The following is a 20,396-nucleotide window of genomic DNA, read 5'->3' as shown; positions in this document are numbered from 1 at the left end:
TTCAGAAGGTCCAGGCGTCGGTCAGGACGAGGTCGTCGCGATGAGCTTGCAGGCGAATCGTCTTCGGACCGGACGGCGTGAGCGGAACGACCAGCGCGTCGCCGGCCAGCAGGGCGCCAGGGGCGTCTGTGGTGAGGTCGCGCGCGGTGACCGGGCGATTGAGTTTCAAGACAAGCGATCGGGCGCCGGCGGCCGGAGGAATTTCCAGCATTGTGTCCTCCGCGATCGGCTTCAATGCGGATGCCGGCAGGGCGTTGTTCTCCGGCTTGCGGAACGTCAGCACGATATTGCGGATGCGGCCGGGGATCGTCCATTCGACGACGCGCGACGTTCCGGCGGGCGCGACGAAGCGCCGGCCCTCCGCCCATTTATTACCGGCGTCCGCGACGACGAGGGTGCCGTCGGCGAACTTCGCTGCGTCGTAGGGGGCGGCGCGGGTTTCGGAATCGGGCAGGGTTTGCTTGAGGTATTTCGCGTAGCGGCCGAACTCGATCTTCATCGTCGGCGGAAAGGCGGTGTCGATGGCGCGGGCGGCCAGCGTCCAGTTTTCTGCGGGCTGGAAGTCGAACGCGGAGATCGCCCTCACGGACGCCACGAGGAGCATGCCGGCGAGGGCGGTGATGGCGATGGGGCGGGCGAGGGGAATGCGGCGAAGGCCAGCGCCGAGGGCGAGAATTCCCACGAGGGCGGCGGGGAGCAATCCGCAGGCAGCCACCCGCAGGGGCGGCGTGCGCAGCAGCATGAGCGTGAGAAAATAGAAGCCACACGAGGCGGCGACGAGACACGGGCCGAGCCGCTCGCCGGCCGGACGCCACCGGGCGACGGCGAAGGGCGCGAGCAGCAGAATAGCGAGCAGGGCGATGGCTTCCCCGTTGTCGCACGGTTGGAGATACAGTCGCACCGCGCGGGCGAGGCTGTCGGAACTGCCAAACTCGAGGACCTCGCGGTCTTCGTGGAATCCGGTGAATGCCGTGATGACCTGCCCGAGCACCGGCGCGTAGAGAATCAGCATGGCGGCGCCGGAAATCACCCCGGTCAGGAAGGTCTCCCACGTGCGCCGGGAAATCCAGAGCAGCAGGAGCAGCGGCCCGACGAGAATGAGAAAGCTCGGCACGGTGTAGACGCCGAGGACGCTGGCAACGGCCAGCAGAATCAGCCAGCTGCGCCGGGCGGTGCGCAGGTATTCGATCGTGCCGATGGCGGCCAGCACCGCGAACAGGCCGAGGAAGCCGTAGCCGCGCGCCTCCATCGAGAGCGTCAGCGTCTCCGGAGCGAGGCTCCAAAGCGCGAGCACCGCCGAGCCCTCGAAGAGCTGGCCGCGCCGGGCGGTCCAGCCGACGATCACGAAGGCTGTGAGCAGGGTCGCGGCGATGGACAGGACGCGCACGCGGGCCGGGTTCCACGAATCGCGCCCGGGCAGCACGGAGTTCAGCAGGTTGAAGAAAATGTGGTTTTTCGGAGCGCGGTAATCGGTGAGGACGCGACCAGGTCCCTTCGCGCTGAACGTGCCTACGGTGCCGAACTCGTCGGTGCTGAGCGAACTGGTGGCCATCGCCTGAGCAACCATGCCGGTGCAGGCGAGGCTGGCGATGATGAGGAGCCCGGCGAGCACGATTTCAACGCGGCGCCAGGCATTCAGAAAGACTTCCATCGGTGGTTGGGTGAGAGGTGACGCGGCAGCGGCGGCCTCCGAAAATCTGGCAAAGGTTACTCGACTAACCGAAAGCGAGCAGGGATTCTTGCGGCTTTTCCGCGGTTTCGCAACCCTCCCGGTGCGCGGCAATTGCGGCGATTCGAGACATGAAGTTAATTATTCAGATTCCGTGTTACAACGAAGAGGAGACCCTCGGCGTGGCGCTGGCGGCCCTCCCGCGCGAGCTCCCGGGCGTCGACGAGGTCGAATGGCTCGTCGTCAACGATGGCAGCGCCGATCGCACCTCGCAGGTGGCTGCCGAGCTGGGCGTGGACCACGTGATCGACCGCCCGCACCTCGGCCTGGCGCGCACGTTCATGTCCGGCATCGAGGCCTGCCTCGCCCGCGGCGCGGACATCATCGTCAACACCGACGCGGACAACCAATACGAGGCCTCCGACATCCCGAAGCTCATCGAGCCCATCCTCCGCGGCGAGGCCGACATGGTGATCGGCGAGCGTCCGATTCTCGAGATCGAGCATTTCTCGCCCATCAAGAAGGCGCTCCAGAAGCTGGGCAGCTGGGTCGTTCGCAAGGCCAGCCAGACCGCCATCGCCGACGCGCCCAGCGGATTCCGCGCGATCAGCCGCGAGGCGGCGCTGCAGATGAACGTCTTCAACGAATACACCTACACGCTCGAGACGATCATTCAGGGTGGCCAGCGCAATCTGCGCATGGCTTCGGTGCCCGTTCGCACGAACGAGTTCCTGCGTCCGTCGCGCCTGTTCAAGAGCATCCCGGCCTACATTCAGCGCTCGATCCTCACGATCTTCCGCATCTTCATTGTCTACAAGCCGCTGCGCTTTTTCACGATCGTCGGCTCGGTGCCGTTCGCGCTGGGCGCCCTGTTGATGGTGCGCTGGATCGTCCTTTTCTTCATCGAGGAAGGCGCCACCCGCACGCACGTGCCCAGCCTCATTGCCGCCGCGGTGCTCGTCCTCATTGGCGTGCAGGTTTTCGCGCTTGGTTTCATCGCCGATCTCATCGCGGTGAACCGTCGCCTGCTCGAGGATATCCAGCTCCGCATCCGCCGCTCCGACTTCGACCGCAAATAATTCATGTCGTCCCGAGATACCTTCGCCCGCGAGGCGCTGCGCTGGATTCCCAAGATTCTCACGCTGCAGGATCGCAACCGCCACAGCCCGACCTACGGCTGCTTCGACCGCAACTACTGGCAATACAAGATCATCGATTTCCCGAGCGGCATGTCGCAGGAGTTCGTGTATCCGCTCGCGCTCGCCTGGGCCGCGGAGATCGAGGGTAACGCCTTCTACAAACAGGATGCCCTGCGCGAATGGGCGGAGGCCGGCATGGTCTTCGCCGCCCGCAGCGCGCACGCCGATGCCTCCTGCGACGACTACTTTCCGTTCGAGAAGGCCGGCGGCGCCGCGGCGTTCTCGCTGCTCGCCTGCGCCGAAAGTTACAAGCTGCTCGGCCTCCAAAACTACGAGGTGCTCCAGTTTTTCGAGCGCCGCGCGGACTGGCTCGCGCATCACAACGAGAGCGGCCAGCTCACGAACCATCAGGCGCTCATCGTCCTCTGCCTCGATCGCGTGAGCGAGCTGCTCGGCAAGGACAAGTGGGCGAAGGCCCGCGCCGAGCGTCTCGCGAAGGTGCTCTCGTGGCAGAACTCCGAGGGGTGGTTCCAGGAATACGAGGGCTGCGATCCCGGCTACCACACGCTCACGGTCTCGCTGCTCGCGCAGATTCACGAGAAGACGCCGACGCCGGCCCTCCGCGATGCGCTTACCCGCGCCGTCGCGCTCGCCGCGGAATTCGTCCATCCCGACGGCTCCTTCGCCGGCGAGTATTCCAGCCGGAACACCTACAACTTCTTTCCGCACGGCTTCGAGCTCTTCGGCAAATACGAGCCCGCCGCGCTTGCGATCAATGACCGCTTCCTCGCCGGCATCGCCGCGGGCAACAATCCCTGCTACGCGGACGACCACATCGTCGGCCATCACACGTGGAATTACCTGCTCGCCTGGCGCGATTTCGTCGCGACCCGGCCGGAGCCGGCCCCGCGTCCGGAAGGGCGCGTCGCGTTTCCGAATGCCGGCCTCCTCATCGATCGCCGCGGCGGGGCGGAACTCTACGTCGCGCTGAACAAGGGCGGCGTCTTCAAGTTCTTTCGCGACGGAAAAATCGTCGCGTCCGACACGCAGGTTTCGTTGATCGTCGAGGACGGCAAACGCCGCAACGCGGTCGCACATCTCGTCGCCAGCTACGCCCACGAGATCGGCGACGGCCGCATCGTGGTGAGCGGGGAAATGGGGTGGGCGAAGCAGAAGAAAATGACGCCGTTCAACCTCATCGTGCTGCGTCTCATCATGCTGTGCGGCGGCAAATTTTTTCCGGACCTTGTGCGCAAGCTGCTCCAGAAGGTGCTCATCACCGGCAAGAAGGCCGCGCCGTTCCGTTTTGAGCGCGAGTTCGTCTGGAACGAGGGCCGTCTCACGGTGCGCGATCGGGTCGAGACGACCGGCGACTGGAAGTCGGTGAAGCAGGCGGCGATCGGCTGCGACCAGACCTCGATCTATGTCGTGATGAGCCGCACGTTCCAGGCCGGCCAGATGCTTCCGTGGATCGATCTCTCGGATCGCCTCGCCAAACTTCAGCCCGGGGAGGCTCTCGAAAACACCCGCTGCTTGTGAGCCGGTTTCGCGCGTTCTTCCAGCGACATCCCGCCATCCGCGACGCCTGCCTGTGGGCGCTGCCGGCCATTGCCTTTGGCCTCGTGCTGCGCGTCGTGCTGACCGCCTATCAGCCGTATGCCTACTGGGGGTCGGACTCCGAGTCCTACTACTCGTTCGCGTATCGGCTGTTCAGCGAGGGCGTGGTGGCGATCCCTCAAAAACGGCGCCTGCTCTATCCGATTCTGTTGATGCCGGTCGATCTTCTGCCGGGATCGCCGCTGCGCTGGCTCGTATTTTTTCAGCACGTGATGGGGCTGCTGACCCTCGTGCCGCTCGCCTACGTGGTGCGCAAGATCCTCGTCGGCTGGCGATGGTGGATCGTGCCGGCCACGGTGATCTACGCCGGCATGCCGATCATCTTCTGGTATGAGCACGAGTTGCTCGGCGAGGCGTTTTTCTTCGCCGCCATCGTGTGGACCTTTGCCGCGTGGACCGCGTGGAGCGGGCGCCTGGATCGCGGCGACCGCGCGCCGGTGGTCTGGTGGATTTTCTTCGCGTGCCTCGCGCTCTGCGTGCTCACGAAACCCGCGGCGCGTTTCCTCTGGCCGGGCATCGTCATCGGTCTCGTGTATCTGCGCGCGTGGCGTTATCTGCGCAGGCCGCAGTGGACGGGGCTGGTGGCTCTCCTCATCGTGATGGGGATGCTCGGCGAGGCGGGGCAGGCTTCGAGGCTGCTGTATTCCTCGGCCTTCCCGCTCACGGTGCTCGATTCGCCCCGGCATGCGGATCTAAAGGCCGAGATCGCGCCGATGGTGCGCGCGAGTCGGGCGCGGCTCGATTACTACTATTTCGAGGACAGTGGCCCGAAGAACTTCCTGCGGGGCAATTACCGCAGCGGCAACTACCCGACCTGGCAGGCGAAGGATCGCGACGGTTCGCTGAACGACGCGATGCGTGAAATCGCGCTCGAGGCGATCCGGGCACAGCCTCACCTGTTCCTCTATATCGCGGTCCAGCGGACGGTGGATTCGATCAACTGGTCGCAGTTCAAACTCTGGCGCTTCGACGCGACGTATTTCTCGAGCAAGCTCCAGCCGGATTTTGACGACTTCGTGGAAGACAACACGGAGAAGAAACTGCGGGTGCTTGCCCGGGCTTTCGCCGTGGAGCCAGTCGCCGGGCGATGGGACTTCGCGCCGATTCGCGAGAAGATCGAGCCGCAGAATCGCGAGGCGGTCGCGGCTGCCATGGGCCGCTATGTGCAGACGGTCACGCCCTGGGGGACCTTCGTCGAACGCTGCGTTCCGGAAGGTGGCGTGCCCGCGCTCTGGCAGTTCCGCCCCACGCTCCTCGGCTGGTGGCTGATTCTCGGCTGCGTGCTCGCCATCGCGCTCCCCGGTTTGCGGGGGACGCTCGGCGTGTGGATCGTTCTTGCCGCCGGCTATGCCGTCGCGGTCCATCTCGTCGGCAGCGGAAACCCTCGCTTCTTCGCGGCCGCGTGGCCTCCGCTGGTGGTCGCGCTCTTCGCGCCGCTCGATGCCCTCCTGCGCCTGATTCGTCGTCCCATTTCCCATTCATGAAACGTCTCATCTCCCTCGTCGTGAGCCTCGGCATCCTCGCGGTGCTCTACTGGCGCATCGATTTCAGCAAGGTCATCCCGGTCTTCACGCAGGCCTCGCTGCCGTGGCTCGTCGCCAGCCTGCTGATGGTCGTGCCGCTCACGTTGCTGACCTCCGGCCGGCTCTGTCAGCTCATGCCGAAGGCGCATCCGCTCGGCTTCCTCGAGGCGAACCGGCTCATCCTGCTCGCGAGCGTGTTGAATCTCGTGCTGCCCTCGAAGATGGGCGACATGGCGAAGTCCGTCTTCATGGCGGACCGCGGCCACCTGCGCGGCTCGCTGGCGCTCGCGCTCGTCGTCTTCGAGAAGGCCTGCGACATGCTTTCGCTGCTCGTCTGGTGCGTGTTCGGCCTGCTGCTCTACCCGAAGACCGATCTGCTCTTCTGGGCGATGACGGCGGCGGTGATCAGCGGCTTCCTCGGTCTCGCGTTGCTCCTGGGCTCGACGACGTTTGCCCGATTCTGCTTCGGCCTCGGCGAACGCTTTGCGCCCGGCAAGATGAAGACGAAGATCGCGACGATGCACGTCTCGTGGATCGAGATGCACGGCTACTTCTGGCAGGACAAGGCGAAGCTCGCGGGCATTGCGGCGAATTCGCTCTTCATCTGGTTCCTCCATCTCGTGCAGATCTGGATGTTCACGATCGCCCTCAATCAACACGTGCCCTTTCTCGCGAATCTCGCGCTCTCGCCGCTCGCCATTCTCGCTGGCCTGCTGCCGCTCACGTTCGCCGGCGTCGGCACGCGCGATGCGGCCCTCGTCTTCTTCTACGCGCCCTACATGCCGGCGGCGGCCGGCGCGGCGCTGGGCGTTCTCTGCACGCTGCGTTACGTGCTGCCCGCGCTGATGGGCCTGCCGTTCCTCGGGCCCGCCATCGCCGAGATGGGCGGCCTGAAAAAGCTGATGGCGAGGAATAAGGCCGCGTAATCGGATTCAGACTCGCAGCACGCCGCGGAAGCCGCGGCCGGAGTAATAGGACTGCGCGCCGTTGTGGTAGACGAACACGCGGCCGAAACGGCGATCCCCGAAGATCGCGCCGCCGAGGTCGCGGATGTCCTCGGGCGTGTTCAGCCAGCTCGAGGTCTTCCGGTCGAATTCTCCGAGCGTCTGAAGCGTCTGGTATTCCTCCTCGGTGAGGAGCGCGATGCCCATGGCGGCGGCGGCCCCCACGGCGCTGTCCTTCGGCTTGTGCTCCTTGCGCGCGGCCAGCGCCTCCGGGTCGTAGCAAAGGCTCGCGCGGTCCTTGGGGGACTCCGGGGAGCAATCGAAGAAGAGATATTCGCCGGTCTTTTTGTCGAGGCCGACCACGTCCGGCTCGCCGCCGGTTCTCTCCATTTCGGCGAGCGACCACAGTTTCCCGGGGGCCGCCTCGAGTCGCGCGGCGACTGCGGCCCAATCGACGGTCTTGTGGCGGCTCGTGTGCTTCTCGAAGCGCGCCTTCAACGTGGCGAGCAGCGTTTCGCGATCCGGGGCCGGGAGTTCCTTTTTTCGGAGGGCGTTTTTCATGGCGGGCGATGGGGAGGGTGGGCGCTAGTTCGGGCCGGACTGTGGGTGAGGGTCGAGGGAGTTGGGATTTTTCGATCGGGCGAATATGAGATCGTCGGCGTTGAAGGGGATGCGGTCCGGGCCGGCGGAGACGACCTCCACGGAATCTGCGGCGAGGAGGTGGAAGAAGTAGGGCGTGTCCCAGGCGTCCACCAGCTCGCCATGCGCGTTGATGGCGGGGTTGTCCGGCGCGAGGAAGACGACGCCGAGTGGGTTTTTGCCGGTGAAGGCGCGGGTGAACTCCGCGTTCGTGCTGAGCGGCGGGCCGCCGCGGGTTTTCATGACGCCCATGTAGTCCCGGAGCAGCCCGTAAACGCGCTGGATTTTCTGCTCGGGGCTCGCGGCCTGGTCCGCGAGACGGGCAAGCGTAACCGGGGCGGAGGATTTTTGAGCCTGGGGAGCGGGTGGCGGTGGTGGCGGCGCGGGGAGCTTGGCCGGCGGTTGCGGGCGGAGGAAGAACCACAGGAGGAGACCGAGGATGACGAGGTCCAGCAGCACGAAGCCAACGAAGAGGCGGCGCTTCATCATCCGTTGAGGAAGCCGAGCGGCGGCGCGCTGGAGGCGGGATCGTAGAAGCGGGCGACGTTCGGAATCACCAGCGGCAGGCTGGATTTCGGGACGCCGAACCAGAGGGCAAGCTCGGCGAAATACTGGTCCACCGCGGTCGTGGGAATGAGGCGACCGCGGCCGGTGTCGAGCGGGTTGTCGGCGGCGAGCGCGGGATATTGGCCGTAGATGCGCTGGCCGCGCACGCCGCCGCCGACGACGAAGTGGTTGCCGCCCCAGGCGTGGTCGGAGCCGCGGCCGTTCGACGTGAGCGTGCGGCCGAAGTCGGACGCCGTGAACGTGGCGACCCGATCTTGCAGGCCGAGCGCGGTGAGGGCGTCGTAGAACGCGCCCACGGCGTCGCTGATCTGGCCGAGCATGACCTGCTGGTTGTTGATGACCTCGTCGTGGTGGTCCCAACCGCCGAGCTGGATGAAGAACGTTTGCCGCTGCGCGCCGAGCAGGGCGCGGCCGGCGATGGTCTTCGCCGCCATCTGGAAGCTGGCGCCGACGGAGGTCTTCGGGAAGACGACGTTCCCGGGGAGGGGAAGCGCGGTGGCGCTCTGGAAGATCTTGTAGGCCTCGATCGCGCCGCGGGATTTTTGCGCGAAGGTTTTCTCGAACAGATTCTTGTAATCCATTGCGAGCTGGCTATCGACGGCGGCGCCGCGCAGCGGGCTCATGCCCCACTCGGCGTGATCCCAGTCGTAATCGTAGCCTTCGAGGTCGTCCACGCCGCCCGGGCTCATGCCGTATTGGAAGACGGCGTTGCCGGTTTGCCAGGTGTTCGTGCCGCCGATGGCAATGTTCATCGAGAGGCCGTTGTCGGCGTTCATGGCGTGGAGGAGGTCGGCGGCGCGGCCGCCCCAGCCAATGTTCGTGCGGCCCTGGGGGAACGACGTCTGCCATTGCTCGATCTGGTCGGCGTGCGAGTAGAGGCCGAAGGGAACGTTGATGCCGGCGTCGTGCAGGGCACGTGTCATGCCCGGCTGGATGAGCGAGCCCACGTTCGAGACGAAGCAGGCGTTCCCCGCCTCGAACAATGATTGAAGGCGGCTCATGGCGGGATGCAGGCCGAACTGGCGGCCGCCGAGGTCGCCGAGCGGATTGAGCGGGAGGATGCCGCCAACTTCACCAGCATTCGGCAGGGCGAGGCCTCCGGCGGTGGTGGTCGCGTTGTAGAGGCCGCCGCGGACGGTCTGGTATTCCGCGTAATGGGCTGCGTCGCGTGGGACGAGCATGTTGAAGGAATCGTTCCCGCCGGCGAGGAAAAGGCAGACGAGGGCCTTGTAGGAATCGCCCGGAGTCTGCGCGGCGGCGGAGCTCATGAGGCGCAGGTTCAACAGCGTGTTTACCAGCGCGATGCTGCCGACGGCTGCGCAACTGGCCTGGCCGAGGAACTTGCGACGGGTGATGGCTGGGCGGTGCGGGTTCATCGCGTTATTTGAGGATGCAGAACTCCGGGGACGTCGAGATCAGGTAGATGGCGGTCTCGACGCGGGCCTGGAGGTAGTCGTTGGGGTAGCCGGTGGGATTGTGCGTGGCGGGGGTGATGCGCTCCAGCGCGTCGCGGATGATCTGGTGCTGGCGCGGCGAGAGATTTCCGTAGGTGAGCAGGAGGTCGAGGCGACGGATGAGGGCGTCGGGATCGTTGGCGAGCGCGAGCTCGGCGGTGGTGTCGGGGAGGACGAGGTCCTTGTCGTGGCGGGGGTCGCCCTCGGGATACGCGCTGCCCCAAATGTTGAAGTCGCCGAGGTGGTAGGTCGCAGTCGGGCCGGTATCGGTCCACTCGCGCCAGCCGGTGACGGAATCGAAGGCGTAGTTCGGGTTCGAGATGAGGGTGATGTCGTTCGTGATCTGGAACTCGGGCGCGACAAGGCCGCGCGCCGTGAGTTCGCCGGGCGGCTGGTAGTCGGGCAGGTAGAAGTTGAAGACGCTGGGCGAGCTGAGCGGGCGCTGGGCGGCGGCGCGGTCGAGGTAACGCAGCTCGAACTTCCCGTTCGCGGCGGTGGCGTCGAAGGCCTTTATGAGATTCGCGATCCGCAGGAAGGGCTCGCGTTGCTTGCCGAAGGCGACGTCCGCGAGCTTCGCGGGATTGCGCGCCTCGTCGTCGAGCAGGATGGCCCTGATGACCAGGCGCATTTGCTGGGGATTTGCCTTGTTCGCGGTGAAGACGGCGGCGACGCGCTGGATGTAGGCCGGGCTGGGGTTTGACGTGACGAAACGCTGGATGAGCTGGCGGCAGACGAACGGGCCGACGTTCGCGTGCGCGAAAATGTTGTCGATCGCGTCGGAGATGTCCTTCAGGCCGCGCTGGTTCGCGGGCAGGGTGACGCCGTTGAGCAACGTCTTCGTGCTGCGGTCGTGGTAATAAACGGATGTCGTCTCCCAAGGCCGGCTCGGGCGATAGACCCAGCTCTCGAGGTCCCACATTTCCATGTTCACCGCGTAGGTCTCGTCCTCGGTCCAAAAGAAATCGTCCGCCGTGCGCACGGCCGGATCGGCGCTGCCGCCGATTTTTTTGAGGGTGAGGCCGGTGAAGACCTTGGCGAAACTGCGGATCGTCGTGTTGTCGTAGGTGGGGATGGGCTGGCCGTTCGCGCCGGTGCGGCGGGTGCCGTCGGGATTGAGCTCCCACAGGCCGATCGAGAAAAGCTGCATCACCTCGCGGGCGTAATTTTCGTCGGGAAAGAGGTTCTTGCTCGGGTCCTCCTTCGCGTTGCGCAGGTGGCTGAGATAGGCGCCCATGCAGGGGTGCAGGGTGGCGCCATAGAGCACGTTGCGGTAATTGCCGAACGCATTCTGGAGCAGCATGTCGTAGAAGTTCGCCATCGCGACGGGGTAGAAACCGATGGCGTCCACCTTGTCGGAAATGACGACGATCTGGCTAAGCGCGTAGGCCACGCGCTGGCGCAGGGGGTCGGCGGTCGAGCCGGCCTTCATCGCCTGGTTCCACCACGGGACCTGGTAATCCTCGCCATAGGCGCGGGCGTTCGCGTCGGTGGGATTGTCAGCCTTGATCTGCTGATCGACAGCGACCATGTCGGGCTGGTGCAGGCCGATCGGACGGGTGAATTGGTCGTCGATCCAGCCCGCGAAGCCGAGCGCCTGCACCTTTGCGATCTCGGCTTCGTCGGGGCCGAATGCCGCCTGCACGAGGAAGCGCGCGGCGGCCTTCGCCGAGGGGCGATCAAACGGGGGGCGGCTTTTTACCGTGACCGTGCCGCTCTTGACGCTGCCCTGCGTGTAGGCGGACGACGTGCCGAGGGTCACGGTGATCGTCGCGGGCGCAAGGAGCGTCGAGGTGTCGCGGGGCGTGAGGGTGATCGTCGCTTCGCGCGCTCCGGGCGGAAAGGAAACCGATGTCGTGACCGAGGCGTCGTAGTCCGTCCCGCGCACCGCCGTGCCGCCCAGCGTGATGGGCACGGTGAGGGCATTCAGTCCGCCGGACCGCCGGATCGCGATCACGCCGGGGTCGGGCCAGCCAATCGTGACATCCGCGTCGACGACGCCGACGGAGACTACGTTGGTGGCCCCAAGGCCTTCCGCGATGCGATTGTAGTCCGCGGAGTAATACGGCGCGGGTTGCCAGTCGGGCGTCTTCCTCCAAAAATAGCGGTCGGTCGCGGAGGTCGTGGGATCGAAGCCAAGCGCGAGTTCCTCCCAATCGCTCACGCCGTCGCCGTCGCTGTCGACATCGTCGATGCCTACGCGAAAGAACGTCGGCGCCGCCCCGTTCGTTGCGACATCGGACGCGAGCATCTGCCCGGTGCCGGGCGCGACGCGGAGGGATTCCCACGGGCCGCCCGGGGAGGCGGAGCGCTCGATGGCGTAGGCTTTCCCAGCGAGCGACGGCCAGCGCAGGGTCACCGTCGGAGCGGTGATGCCGGAGAGGTGCACGGTCTGGCTCGGAAACGACGCGCCCGAGCGGGGATCGGTTCCGGCGATACTCTCGCGGCGGTTGGAGAAGCCGTCATTGTCCTCGTCGCCGTTCGCCGGGAGGCCGGTGGCGCCGGAGAGCATTTCCCAGACATCACTTTGCTGGTTGCCGTTGCGGTCGATCCCGGCGCGGACCGGAGAGGCCGCCGCGCACAGGCAGATCAGGCCGGCGGAAATGAAAAATCGGAGACGCATGACGGGCGGAGTCGGCATCGACGCTACGCTTTGGCTAACGAAAAACACGCGCCCCGCCGAGAGATATATCTCTCCTCAGGCGAAGACCGGTGGGGGCGTGCGGACCGGGCGGGGCGTCGTGAGCTGGGCGATGAGGCGCTGCCAGCTCTCGTGGCCCCTGAGGATCTCGATCTCGACGCGCAGGTAGTAGAGCGGCACCTCGGCATCGAGCAGGCGCGGGATGCGCACGGCGTCCTTCTCGGTCGTGAGGATCGCATCGACGTTGCGGCGGGCGCAGCGGGCGATGAAGTTCTCGATCTCCTTGTCGGAGTAGCGGTGGTGGTCCGTGTAGAATTTCGAGAGTTCGATCTTCGCGCCGAGCCGGCGCAGGCCGCCCTCGAAGCTCTCCGGCACCGCGATGCCGCAGATCGAGCCGATCCGCTTGCCGTCGAGGAACTCCAGGGGCTTCACCTCGCCGGTGAGGAGGTTGCGCAGGTGCTTCGAACGATGGGTGGTCTCGATGATCTCGGCGGTGCGATTGTGCTCGCGAATGCGCGCGATGAGCGGCGCGTTGTCCTCGCCGGGCACGCATTTGGTGATGAGGATGTGGGTGGCGCGATGAAGGTTCGCGGGCGGTTCGCGCAACGTCCCGCGAGGCAGCATGAACTCGTTGCCGAACGGCGTCTGTCGGTCGATGAGCGTGACCTCGAAGCGATGCTCGAGCCGCACGTATTGAAAGCCGTCGTCGAGCAGGAGCAGGTCCGAGCCGAAATTCTCCATCGCGTAGAGGCCGCTCTTCACGCGGTCGCGATCCACGAGCACGACGACGCCGCGGAGGTTGTTGGCGAGCATGAAGGGCTCGTCGCCAGCCGTGCGGGAATCGAGGAGCAATGCCTGGCCATCGCTCACAACGCGCGGGGTGAAGATGTTCTTCTTGCGGAAAATCTTGTCGCCGATGCGGCGGAGCAGGGGCTTCGGCACGCTCTTGTAGCCGCGGGAAAGGATCGCGACCTTGCGGCCGCCGGCGGTGAGTTCCCGGGCGAGCAGCTCGACCACGGGCGTCTTGCCGGTGCCGCCGACGGTGATGTTGCCCACGCTCACGACCGGGGCGCCGATCGCATGCTCGCGGTAGACGCGCTTGCGGTAGAGCGCGAGGCGGGCCTGCACGATCAGCCGGTAGACGTAGGAGAGCGCGCGGAGGATCGCCCGCAGGATTCCCGCGCGCTTGCCGTAGCGGCGCTCGAGAATGACGTCGATCGCGAACGTCTCAATGCCTTCCAGCCAGCGCCGCATGCGAATCAGCCCTCGGTGACGACCACGCCGCGGTTGTCCGGCGCGGCGACGACGGTTTGCGCGGTCTTGAAGCCGGACGCGCGTTTCATGGCTGCGACAATTTTCTCCGCGTCCCCGTCGAGCACGAGGCAGGCAATCGTGGAGCCGGAGCCGCTCAGCCAGCCGCCGATGGCGCCGGCCTTCACGCCCGCGGCGATGATCCTGTCGAGGCCAGGCACGAGCGGCGCGCGCGCGGGCTGGTGGAGATAATCGACGAAGCATCCGGCGAGGGCGCCGTAGTTCTTGCTGGCGAACGCGGCGGCGACGGCGCTGGCATTCGCGGCGCTGCGCACAGCGTCGGGGAAGGAGATCTGCTTCGGCAGCACGCGGCGGGCATCGGCGGTGCGCACCTCGAAATCGGGAATGAGCAATGCGAAGCGCAGCTTCGGCGCGACGGCGAACCGCTGGTAGCTGCCGTCCGGCCGCGCGACGGTGAAGCCGCCGAAGGCCGCGGGCGCCGCGTTGTCGGGATGGCCCTCGAGCTCCGCGCACAGGCGATAGAGGCGCTCGTCGTCGAGCGGCGCGCCGGCGAGGCGGTTGAGGCCGTGGAGCAGGCCGAGGCGGACGGTCACGCTGCTGCCGAGGCCGCGGGAGCGCGGGACGTCGCCGCGGATTTCCCAGGCGACGGGGAACGGCTTCTTGCGGATGGCGGCGAAGAAATGCCGCGCGGCCTCGTCGGCCATGGCATCGGGAGCGGCCGCGGCGGTGCGGCGCACGGTGACGGTATTGGCGAGGCGCACGGCGACCCCGAGGGCGTCGAAGCCCGGGCCGAGATTGGCCGAGGTGGCGGGAACGCGCACGCGAACGAATGACAACATGTCGACCGTTCTAGCGGAATCCGCCCTGATGACGAGCTTTGGTCGCCGCCGACATTGACGTCCCGCCCGCGCGGCCCTACAACGGTCCCGTTCCAATGACGCACCTCATCCAGCTCTCCTGGCGCAAGCCGACGACCGCCCCGGTCGCCGTCTCGAGCATGGATCGCGTCTCCGCCCGATTCAGCAAACCCGCCGGAGGCACCCCGAGCAGCTAATCCCGAAAAGGAACCCGAGTTTTAATCCTTCTTTTTGAGAGCCCTGCTTGGTCCAGCCGAGCAGGGCTCTTTCTTTTTCATCCAAACCACAGCCATGAACATCACCACCGATCAGATCCAGGCCGAGTTGCAGCGCATCGAGCGCGAACAGGGCGTGCGCGTGCTCTTTGCCGCGGAGTCCGGCAGCCGCGCGTGGGACTTTGCGTCGCGCGACAGCGACCACGACGTGCGGTTCATCTACCTGCCGGCCGGGGCAGGGGACTGCGCCGCACCCGGCCGTCGCGAGGTGATCGAAGTGGCCGCCGGCGGGCTCGACCTCGTCGGCTGGAGTCTGCGGAAGGCTCTGCGGCAGTTGCGGGAATCGGATCCCGCGTTGCTCGAATGGATTCGCTCGCCCGTCGTCTTCCGGGCGGATGCCGCGTTCGCGCTGCTCTTCGGCCTGCTCGCGAGCGAGCTCTCCTCCGGAGCGCGCAGCTTCGGGCATTCGCTGAATCTGGCGAGGATCAATCACCGCGCCCTGCGGGGCAGCCCCGTGCGGTTGAAGGACTACCTCGCCGTGCTGCGGCCGCTGCTGGCCTGCCGCTGGATCGAGCGCGGGCTCGGGCCGGTGCCGATGAAGTTCCAGACGCTCGTCGATGATCTTGTCGAGGAGGCGAACCTGCGGTTTCACATCGCCGTGCTCGTCGCGCGGAAACGCGCCGGCGAGGAGCTCGGGGAGGCCCAGCGCATCCCCATCCTCGATGCCTTCCTCGAGGCGGAGCTCGCCCGCCTCGAAAAGATCGCGCCGGCGGACCCCGCGCTGCCGGCGCCCGAGCCCATCGACCAGTTCGTCCGCGAGTTCTGCCTGGCGGAGGCCGCGTGATCATGTCGCCGACCTCCGCTCCGCTCTCCCGGCAGGGGATCCTCTACGCGCTGCTCGCCTACGGCGCGTGGGGACTCTTCCCAATTTACTGGAAAGGCTTTGGCGCCATCCCGCCCGTCGAGGTGATCGCCCACCGCCTTGTCTGGTCGCTCGTCTTCCTGCTCATCCTCGTCACCGCGACGGGCCGGCTGCGCGAGTGCCTGCGCATCGTCCGTTCGCCGCGGCTGGTCGCCACGCTCGCGCTCACGGCCGCGCTGCTCAGCATCAATTGGGGCCTCTTCGTCCATGGCGTGAACAGCGGGCAGGTCGTCGAGGCCAGCCTCGGCTATTTCTTCAATCCCTTGCTCAGCGTGCTGCTCGGCTTCCTCATCCTGCGGGAGCGCCTCACGCGCCTGCAGGTCATTGCCGTCGGGCTCGCGTCCCTCGGCGTCTTCGCCTTTGGCTATCACGTCGGCAGGGTCCCGTGGATCGCCCTCGGCATCGCCCTCTCGTTTGGCCTCTACGGCCTCATCCGCAAGATGGTGCCCGTGGATCCCTTGCCCGGCCTCGTCGTGGAGACAGGCGTCAGCGCGCCCATTGCCGCCGCCGTCATCGGCCTCCACGCCGCGCACGGCTCCGGCCATTTCTTCGACTCCCCGGGCATCACGCTCCTCTTCCTTGGTGGCGGTGTCGTCACGGCCTTCCCGCTCATCTGGTTCATCTCCGCCGCGAAACTGCTGCCGCTCTCGATGGTCGGCTTCTTCCAATACCTCGCGCCCACGCTCCAGCTCGCGGTCGGCGTCTTCCTGTTTCACGAGCGCTTCACCCCGCGCGACGCCATCGCCTTCGGCCTCATCTGGGCCGCCATCGCCATCTTCCTCGCCGGTTCCCGCCGTCGCCCGCGCCCGCTCGAGGAGTGCGAGCCGATCTGAGTGCCGGCCACCAATATGCCCCCCCCATTAATCCCTGCACAAAGTCTGCGCGAACGGCTGGCCTAATTGCGCATAAACGGATACCCCGTTGGCGGATAGATACCGATGAACGCCACACAACCCACCCTTCGCCGCACGAAAATCGTCGCCACCATTGGCCCCGCCAGTAGTTCGCCCGAAGTCATTCGCAAGCTCGTCCTTGCCGGCATGGACGTCGCCCGCCTCAATTTCTCCCACGGCTCCTACGACGACCACTCGCAGGTCATCAAGCACCTCCGAGAGATTTCCCGCGAACTCGACACCCCCGTCACCATCCTGCAGGACCTCCAGGGCCCCAAGGTCCGCGTCGGCTCGCTGCCCGGCGGGCAGATCGTCCTCGTCCCCGGTGAGATCGTCGCCCTCGTGCCCGAGGCCGACTTCTCCGGAGAGGCCGCCACCATTCCCATCGACTACGAATACGTCGCCGAAGAGGCCCAGCCCGGCATGCAGGTGCTCCTCGCCGACGGCATCTTCGAGATGAAGATCGTCGGCGTCGAAGGGCGCCTCGTCCGCTGCGAAGTCGTCGAAGGCGGCGTCCTCAAGAACCGCAAGGGCGTCAACTTCCCGAATCTCAACCTTCGCCTCCCGTCGATGACCGAGAAGGACCTCGACGACCTCGCCTTCGGCCTCGAGCAGGGCGTCGACTGGGTGTCCCTCAGCTTCGTCCGCCACGCCGAGGACGTCCGCATCCTCAAGCGTTTCATCGCCGACAAGGGCCTCAAAAAGCCCATCATCGCAAAGATCGAGAAGCCCCAGGCCGTCACGAATCTCGAGGAGATTCTCGACGAAGTCGAAGGCGTCATGGTCGCCCGCGGCGACCTCGGTGTGGAAATCAGCGCCGAGAAGGTGCCCATGCTCCAGAAGCAGATCATCGAGAGCTGCAACCGCCGCGGCCTGCCCGTCATCACCGCCACGCAGATGCTCGAGAGCATGATCGTCGAGGCCCGGCCCACCCGTGCCGAGACCAGCGACGTCGCCAACGCCATCATCGACGGCACCGATGCCGTCATGCTCTCCGGCGAGTCCGCCATGGGCGCCTTCCCCGTCCGCTCCGTCGAGACCATGGCCCGCATCGCCCGCGAGGTGGAGGCCCGGATCAAGTTCAAGACGTATCCCGCCTCCGAGAAGGACGTCGCCCGCGCCCTCACCGAGGCCGTGAACTCCATCAGCAGCGTGCTCGACCCGAAATACATCGTCGTGCTCACCACCACCGGCTACACCGCCCACTTCGTCGCCGCCCAGCGCCCGAAGGCCCCGGTCATCGCCATCACGACGAATCCCCAGGCCTACCACGCCCTCAACCTCGTCTGGGGCATCCGCCCGCTCTTCGCCTACGCCGTGCCCCCCACCTTCGAGGGCCTTGTCGACCTTGCGGAGTCCACGCTCATCGACCGTCAGCTCATCACCACCGGCGACAAGATTCTCGTCCTCGCAGGCGTCCCCGCCGGCGAAGCCCGCGGCTCGAACTTCATCAAGATCCACACCGTCAAATAGGGCGGCCCTTCCGAAACGGGCGGCCGTTCCTCGCGGCCGCCTGCTTCAACAAGTCACCGAGCTTCGAGATTGCTAACGACTTGCCAGCGCCAAGGTGAAGCCCTCGAATGATTGATCGGCCTTTTTTGCCAGTCTTACGTGAACGGGCGCCCTCCGCGAAGCTCGGCGCGGGCATCCATGCACGCCAGGCGAGTTCCGGAAACACGTTTTACAGAAAAAAGTCCTGTCGTAGGGGCAGGGGAAGCGGTTGGAAAAGCGGCGAGACGCAACACCCGACGCGAAGTTCATATTCACCCTCAAGCGCATTGACTCGGACTACTTCGAGGAGGCGTAGGGATCGCTCATGACCGGGACGCAATTCTTGGGGCTGGCGTTCTGCGTCGGCGGGCCGGCGGTGATCGGATTCGCGATCCTCCTGTGGCGGCTCCGCAATCGGGCGGCGAGGGCGCGCTGGCCGATCCACGAGCTGCCGCGGCGTCCGGCGGGGGAATCTCTGCGGCTGAAAGTCGACGCGCTCAACGAATCTCTCACGGGATGGATGATGCTGCTCGTGGGGTGGCCCATCCTGTTCTTCGTCATCTCGACTTATCAGTCGTTTCCGGGGCCGGTCGGACTGGGGCTCAGGTTTGCGACCGGCGGACTTGTGGCGGTGGTGGCGCTTTGGAAGATCTGGTCGCTGCTGGGGGCGTGGCGCGACCATCTTCTTGGGTTCGAGGGGGAGCGCTTCGTGGCGGGATTCCTCGATGAGCTGATGCGGGAGGGGTTCGAGGTCTTCCACGACGTGCCGTTCGACGGCTTCAATATCGACCATGTGCTGGTGGGGCCGCGGGGAGTGTTTGCCATCGAGACGAAGACGCGGCGGAAGAGCCGGAAGGCGGGGAAGGGATTCGAATGGAAGGTGACGTTTACGGGCCGGGAGCTGGAATTCCCCTGGGGACGGGATTCCTTTGGCGTCGAGCAGGCGGAGCGGAATGCGGGGACCCTGCGCCAGTGGATCGGCGAATCCACGCAGGAGAAGGTGGCGGTGCAGCCGGTGCTGATCCTGCCCGGCTGGCTGGTCGAGCGGCGGGGGCGCGGGGCGGTGACGGTGATCAACCCCAAGGAGGCGCGGAGTGTCTGCCTTAAGGACGGCCCGACGCTTTCGCCGGAGACGGTGGCGCGGATTGCCTTCCAACTCCGGCAGAAAAGTCGGATCGCGCTGGGGAAGTGAGCCGGGGCGGGGCGGCTTTCGGAGTCGCATGGTTCCGGTTCGACAGGCGCGGGGATTGCTTTACCATTTTTTCCATGGCCGTGACTCTCGACGCTCTCGCCCACGACGCCCTCGAGCTTCCGACGGATCAACGCGTCGAACTCGCCTACCGATTGCTCTTGAGCGTGGATCCGGAACCGGGGGCGGACGCCGCCTGGGAAAGCACGATCGCCGAGCGGATCGCCCGATACGACGCGGGATCGGCACGGACCGTGCCGTCGGCGGAAGTCTTTACTCGCCTGCGGAACATCGCGCCGGACGCGTGAAATGGAGTTTCTTCCGGAGGCGTTGGTCGATGCGGAGGAGACCACTCGATTTTATGAAAGCCGGGTGCCGGGATTGGGCCGGCGATTCCGGACCGAGCTGGAAACCATCTGCGCCGAGATCGACCGGCAGCCCCTGCTCTGGAACGAACGGACCGGCGGCTATCGACGGGCGAATCTTCCCGGCTTTCCGCATTACGTTGCCTATTTTCTGCGCGGCGACCGCATCGTGGTCGTGGCCATCGGCCATGCCGGCCGCCATCCCGATTATTGGAAGAAACGCCCCTTTTGATTCGTAACATCTGGGCACCTCCGTCGCATTCCACCTGACTTCCTCATCCTCATGAGACAACTCATTCTGTCGTTCGCGATTCTGGCCCTCTGCTTTCAATAAGTCGGACCGCTCACGGTCCCGAAAGCCGCCTGGTTCTTTCGTTTTTGCCCTCGGCGTTTCTCTCGAAATCTGCGGTTCTTCCTCTTGAACCATGACGCCTCAACCCTCTCCCGGCCATGTGCCGGTCTACTCGATCACGTATGCGGAGCTGACGACGATCGGCATCTTTCTGTTGGTGGCGGCGGTTTGTTTCGTGCGGCGGCGGGAGGTGGGGACGTTTCTGTTGCTGTTCGCGGCGGGATTCTTCGCGCTGCGCCCGTTGCTGGTCTTCACGATCCCTTCGCAGAAGGTGGTGAATCTCACGGCGTATTTTCCGTCGATGGCCTTCGGGGCGCTGATCGCATTTCTGGTGATCCAGTATGTCGTGGGAAAAACGGACTCGCCCATGCCGCCGACGAAAGGCGGGAAGGGCGCACGGCGGTAGAGCCCGGCGCGTCGGGGAACTCGAACGCCGTTGATGGCGTGCTGTGAAATTCTTCGCGCGCGGGGAATCCCGAAGGTATATCCGAACGGAGTGAAAGAGACGCTTGCCGAAATCAATGCTCTTCAGAATGCCGGAGTTATCGGGGGGAATGCGATTGGCGGAGCCATGGGGGCCACCTTTTATCTCGAGCCGATCTCGACTTTCGACCTCGATATTTTCGTCCTCTTCGATCACCCGTCGCTGG

At 65.8% G+C, this 20,396-nt stretch carries 18 protein-coding genes; 11 read left to right on the top strand and 7 right to left on the bottom strand.

Translation table 11 applies throughout. The features are described 5' to 3' along the window. Position 1 precedes the first annotated feature (1 nt). Positions 2–1,651, bottom strand: a complete 1,650-nt coding sequence (locus tag VIM61_13210; protein ID HEY8901364.1) for a hypothetical protein — start codon at positions 1,649–1,651, stop codon at positions 2–4. 149 nt (positions 1,652–1,800) lie between these two features. On the opposite strand from VIM61_13210, the gene VIM61_13205 reads away from it, so the two are divergent. Genes VIM61_13205 through VIM61_13190 form a run of 4 tightly spaced genes read left to right on the top strand, consistent with a single transcriptional unit; the run spans position 1,801 to position 6,874 of the window. Continuing rightward, positions 1,801–2,748, top strand: coding sequence for a glycosyltransferase family 2 protein (locus VIM61_13205; GenBank protein ID HEY8901363.1), 948 nt, complete (start codon positions 1,801–1,803; stop codon positions 2,746–2,748). Positions 2,749–2,751: 3 nt separating this feature from the next. Continuing rightward, positions 2,752–4,347 (top strand): hypothetical protein, encoded by a 1,596-nt coding sequence (locus VIM61_13200; protein HEY8901362.1) that lies wholly within the window; start codon positions 2,752–2,754, stop codon positions 4,345–4,347. Then, positions 4,344–5,909, top strand: coding sequence for a hypothetical protein (locus VIM61_13195; protein ID HEY8901361.1), 1,566 nt, complete (start codon positions 4,344–4,346; stop codon positions 5,907–5,909). Before VIM61_13200 ends, VIM61_13195 begins: the two co-directional genes overlap by 4 nt. Beyond that, on the top strand, positions 5,906–6,874 hold the full coding sequence (locus VIM61_13190; GenBank protein ID HEY8901360.1) for a lysylphosphatidylglycerol synthase transmembrane domain-containing protein: 969 nt from the start codon (positions 5,906–5,908) through the stop codon (positions 6,872–6,874). The genes VIM61_13195 and VIM61_13190 overlap by 4 nt, the downstream gene beginning before the upstream one ends. Positions 6,875–6,880: 6 nt before the next feature. Here the strand turns inward: VIM61_13190 and VIM61_13185 are convergent, their stop codons facing one another. The 6 genes from VIM61_13185 to thrB form a co-directional block, all read right to left on the bottom strand. Then, positions 6,881–7,453 (bottom strand): DUF4256 domain-containing protein, encoded by a 573-nt coding sequence (locus VIM61_13185; protein ID HEY8901359.1) that lies wholly within the window; start codon positions 7,451–7,453, stop codon positions 6,881–6,883. 24 nt (positions 7,454–7,477) lie between these two features. Next, positions 7,478–8,020, bottom strand: coding sequence for a hypothetical protein (locus VIM61_13180; protein ID HEY8901358.1), 543 nt, complete (start codon positions 8,018–8,020; stop codon positions 7,478–7,480). Then, on the bottom strand, positions 8,017–9,474 hold the full coding sequence (locus tag VIM61_13175; GenBank protein HEY8901357.1) for a DUF1501 domain-containing protein: 1,458 nt from the start codon (positions 9,472–9,474) through the stop codon (positions 8,017–8,019). The genes VIM61_13180 and VIM61_13175 overlap by 4 nt, the downstream gene beginning before the upstream one ends. A 4-nt stretch (positions 9,475–9,478) precedes the next feature. After that, entirely contained in the window at positions 9,479–12,172 is a 2,694-nt protein-coding gene (locus VIM61_13170; GenBank protein ID HEY8901356.1) for a DUF1800 family protein, read from the bottom strand. A 75-nt stretch (positions 12,173–12,247) separates the two neighbouring features. Further along, positions 12,248–13,444, bottom strand: a complete 1,197-nt coding sequence (gene lpxK / locus VIM61_13165) for a tetraacyldisaccharide 4'-kinase (GenBank protein ID HEY8901355.1) — start codon at positions 13,442–13,444, stop codon at positions 12,248–12,250. 5 nt (positions 13,445–13,449) lie between these two features. Next, the gene (thrB, locus tag VIM61_13160; GenBank protein ID HEY8901354.1) at positions 13,450–14,301 is read right to left on the bottom strand and encodes a homoserine kinase; all 852 of its coding nucleotides are present in this window, start codon (positions 14,299–14,301) and stop codon (positions 13,450–13,452) included. A 309-nt stretch (positions 14,302–14,610) separates the two neighbouring features. On the opposite strand from thrB, the gene VIM61_13155 reads away from it, so the two are divergent. From VIM61_13155 to VIM61_13125, 7 genes are all read left to right on the top strand, one after another. Continuing rightward, positions 14,611–15,378 (top strand): nucleotidyltransferase domain-containing protein, encoded by a 768-nt coding sequence (locus VIM61_13155; protein HEY8901353.1) that lies wholly within the window; start codon positions 14,611–14,613, stop codon positions 15,376–15,378. A 2-nt stretch (positions 15,379–15,380) separates the two neighbouring features. Next, complete coding sequence (gene rarD / locus VIM61_13150; protein HEY8901352.1) at positions 15,381–16,289, top strand: EamA family transporter RarD; 909 nt, start codon at positions 15,381–15,383, stop codon at positions 16,287–16,289. Positions 16,290–16,394: 105 nt separating this feature from the next. Further along, complete coding sequence (gene pyk, locus VIM61_13145) at positions 16,395–17,822, top strand: pyruvate kinase (GenBank protein HEY8901351.1); 1,428 nt, start codon at positions 16,395–16,397, stop codon at positions 17,820–17,822. Between the two features lie 343 nt (positions 17,823–18,165). After that, positions 18,166–19,032 (top strand): nuclease-related domain-containing protein, encoded by an 867-nt coding sequence (locus VIM61_13140; GenBank protein HEY8901350.1) that lies wholly within the window; start codon positions 18,166–18,168, stop codon positions 19,030–19,032. 74 nt (positions 19,033–19,106) lie between these two features. Beyond that, positions 19,107–19,337: an addiction module protein gene (locus VIM61_13135; protein HEY8901349.1), complete on the top strand. Its 231-nt coding sequence runs from the start codon at positions 19,107–19,109 to the stop codon at positions 19,335–19,337. 1 nt (position 19,338) lies between these two features. After that, positions 19,339–19,626, top strand: coding sequence for a type II toxin-antitoxin system RelE/ParE family toxin (locus VIM61_13130; GenBank protein HEY8901348.1), 288 nt, complete (start codon positions 19,339–19,341; stop codon positions 19,624–19,626). Positions 19,627–19,819: 193 nt separating this feature from the next. Beyond that, entirely contained in the window at positions 19,820–20,152 is a 333-nt protein-coding gene (locus VIM61_13125; protein HEY8901347.1) for a hypothetical protein, read from the top strand. Positions 20,153–20,396: the final 244 nt, after the last annotated feature.

This window comes from Chthoniobacterales bacterium (assembly GCA_036569045.1).
Lineage (GTDB): Bacteria > Verrucomicrobiota > Verrucomicrobiia > Chthoniobacterales > JAATET01 > JAATET01.
This window is presented reverse-complemented; position numbering and strand designations above follow the sequence as displayed.

Excerpts from the sequence above, each read along its gene's own strand:
- VIM61_13155 (HEY8901353.1), top strand. The coding sequence starts at position 14,611 with ATGAACATCACCACCGATCAGATCCAGGCCGAGTTGCAGCGCATCGAG.
- VIM61_13125 (HEY8901347.1), top strand. The coding sequence starts at position 19,820 with ATGACGCCTCAACCCTCTCCCGGCCATGTGCCGGTCTACTCGATCACG.
- VIM61_13135 (HEY8901349.1), top strand. The coding sequence starts at position 19,107 with ATGGCCGTGACTCTCGACGCTCTCGCCCACGACGCCCTCGAGCTTCCG.
- pyk (HEY8901351.1), top strand. The coding sequence starts at position 16,395 with ATGAACGCCACACAACCCACCCTTCGCCGCACGAAAATCGTCGCCACC.
- VIM61_13140 (HEY8901350.1), top strand. The coding sequence starts at position 18,166 with ATGACCGGGACGCAATTCTTGGGGCTGGCGTTCTGCGTCGGCGGGCCG.
- VIM61_13185 (HEY8901359.1), bottom strand. The coding sequence starts at position 7,453 with ATGAAAAACGCCCTCCGAAAAAAGGAACTCCCGGCCCCGGATCGCGAA.
- VIM61_13200 (HEY8901362.1), top strand. The coding sequence starts at position 2,752 with ATGTCGTCCCGAGATACCTTCGCCCGCGAGGCGCTGCGCTGGATTCCC.
- VIM61_13190 (HEY8901360.1), top strand. The coding sequence starts at position 5,906 with ATGAAACGTCTCATCTCCCTCGTCGTGAGCCTCGGCATCCTCGCGGTG.
- VIM61_13175 (HEY8901357.1), bottom strand. The coding sequence starts at position 9,474 with ATGAACCCGCACCGCCCAGCCATCACCCGTCGCAAGTTCCTCGGCCAG.
- VIM61_13130 (HEY8901348.1), top strand. The coding sequence starts at position 19,339 with ATGGAGTTTCTTCCGGAGGCGTTGGTCGATGCGGAGGAGACCACTCGA.
- VIM61_13180 (HEY8901358.1), bottom strand. The coding sequence starts at position 8,020 with ATGATGAAGCGCCGCCTCTTCGTTGGCTTCGTGCTGCTGGACCTCGTC.
- lpxK (HEY8901355.1), bottom strand. The coding sequence starts at position 13,444 with ATGCGGCGCTGGCTGGAAGGCATTGAGACGTTCGCGATCGACGTCATT.
- rarD (HEY8901352.1), top strand. The coding sequence starts at position 15,381 with ATGTCGCCGACCTCCGCTCCGCTCTCCCGGCAGGGGATCCTCTACGCG.
- thrB (HEY8901354.1), bottom strand. The coding sequence starts at position 14,301 with ATGTTGTCATTCGTTCGCGTGCGCGTTCCCGCCACCTCGGCCAATCTC.
- VIM61_13205 (HEY8901363.1), top strand. The coding sequence starts at position 1,801 with ATGAAGTTAATTATTCAGATTCCGTGTTACAACGAAGAGGAGACCCTC.
- VIM61_13170 (HEY8901356.1), bottom strand. The coding sequence starts at position 12,172 with ATGCGTCTCCGATTTTTCATTTCCGCCGGCCTGATCTGCCTGTGCGCG.
- VIM61_13210 (HEY8901364.1), bottom strand. The coding sequence starts at position 1,651 with ATGGAAGTCTTTCTGAATGCCTGGCGCCGCGTTGAAATCGTGCTCGCC.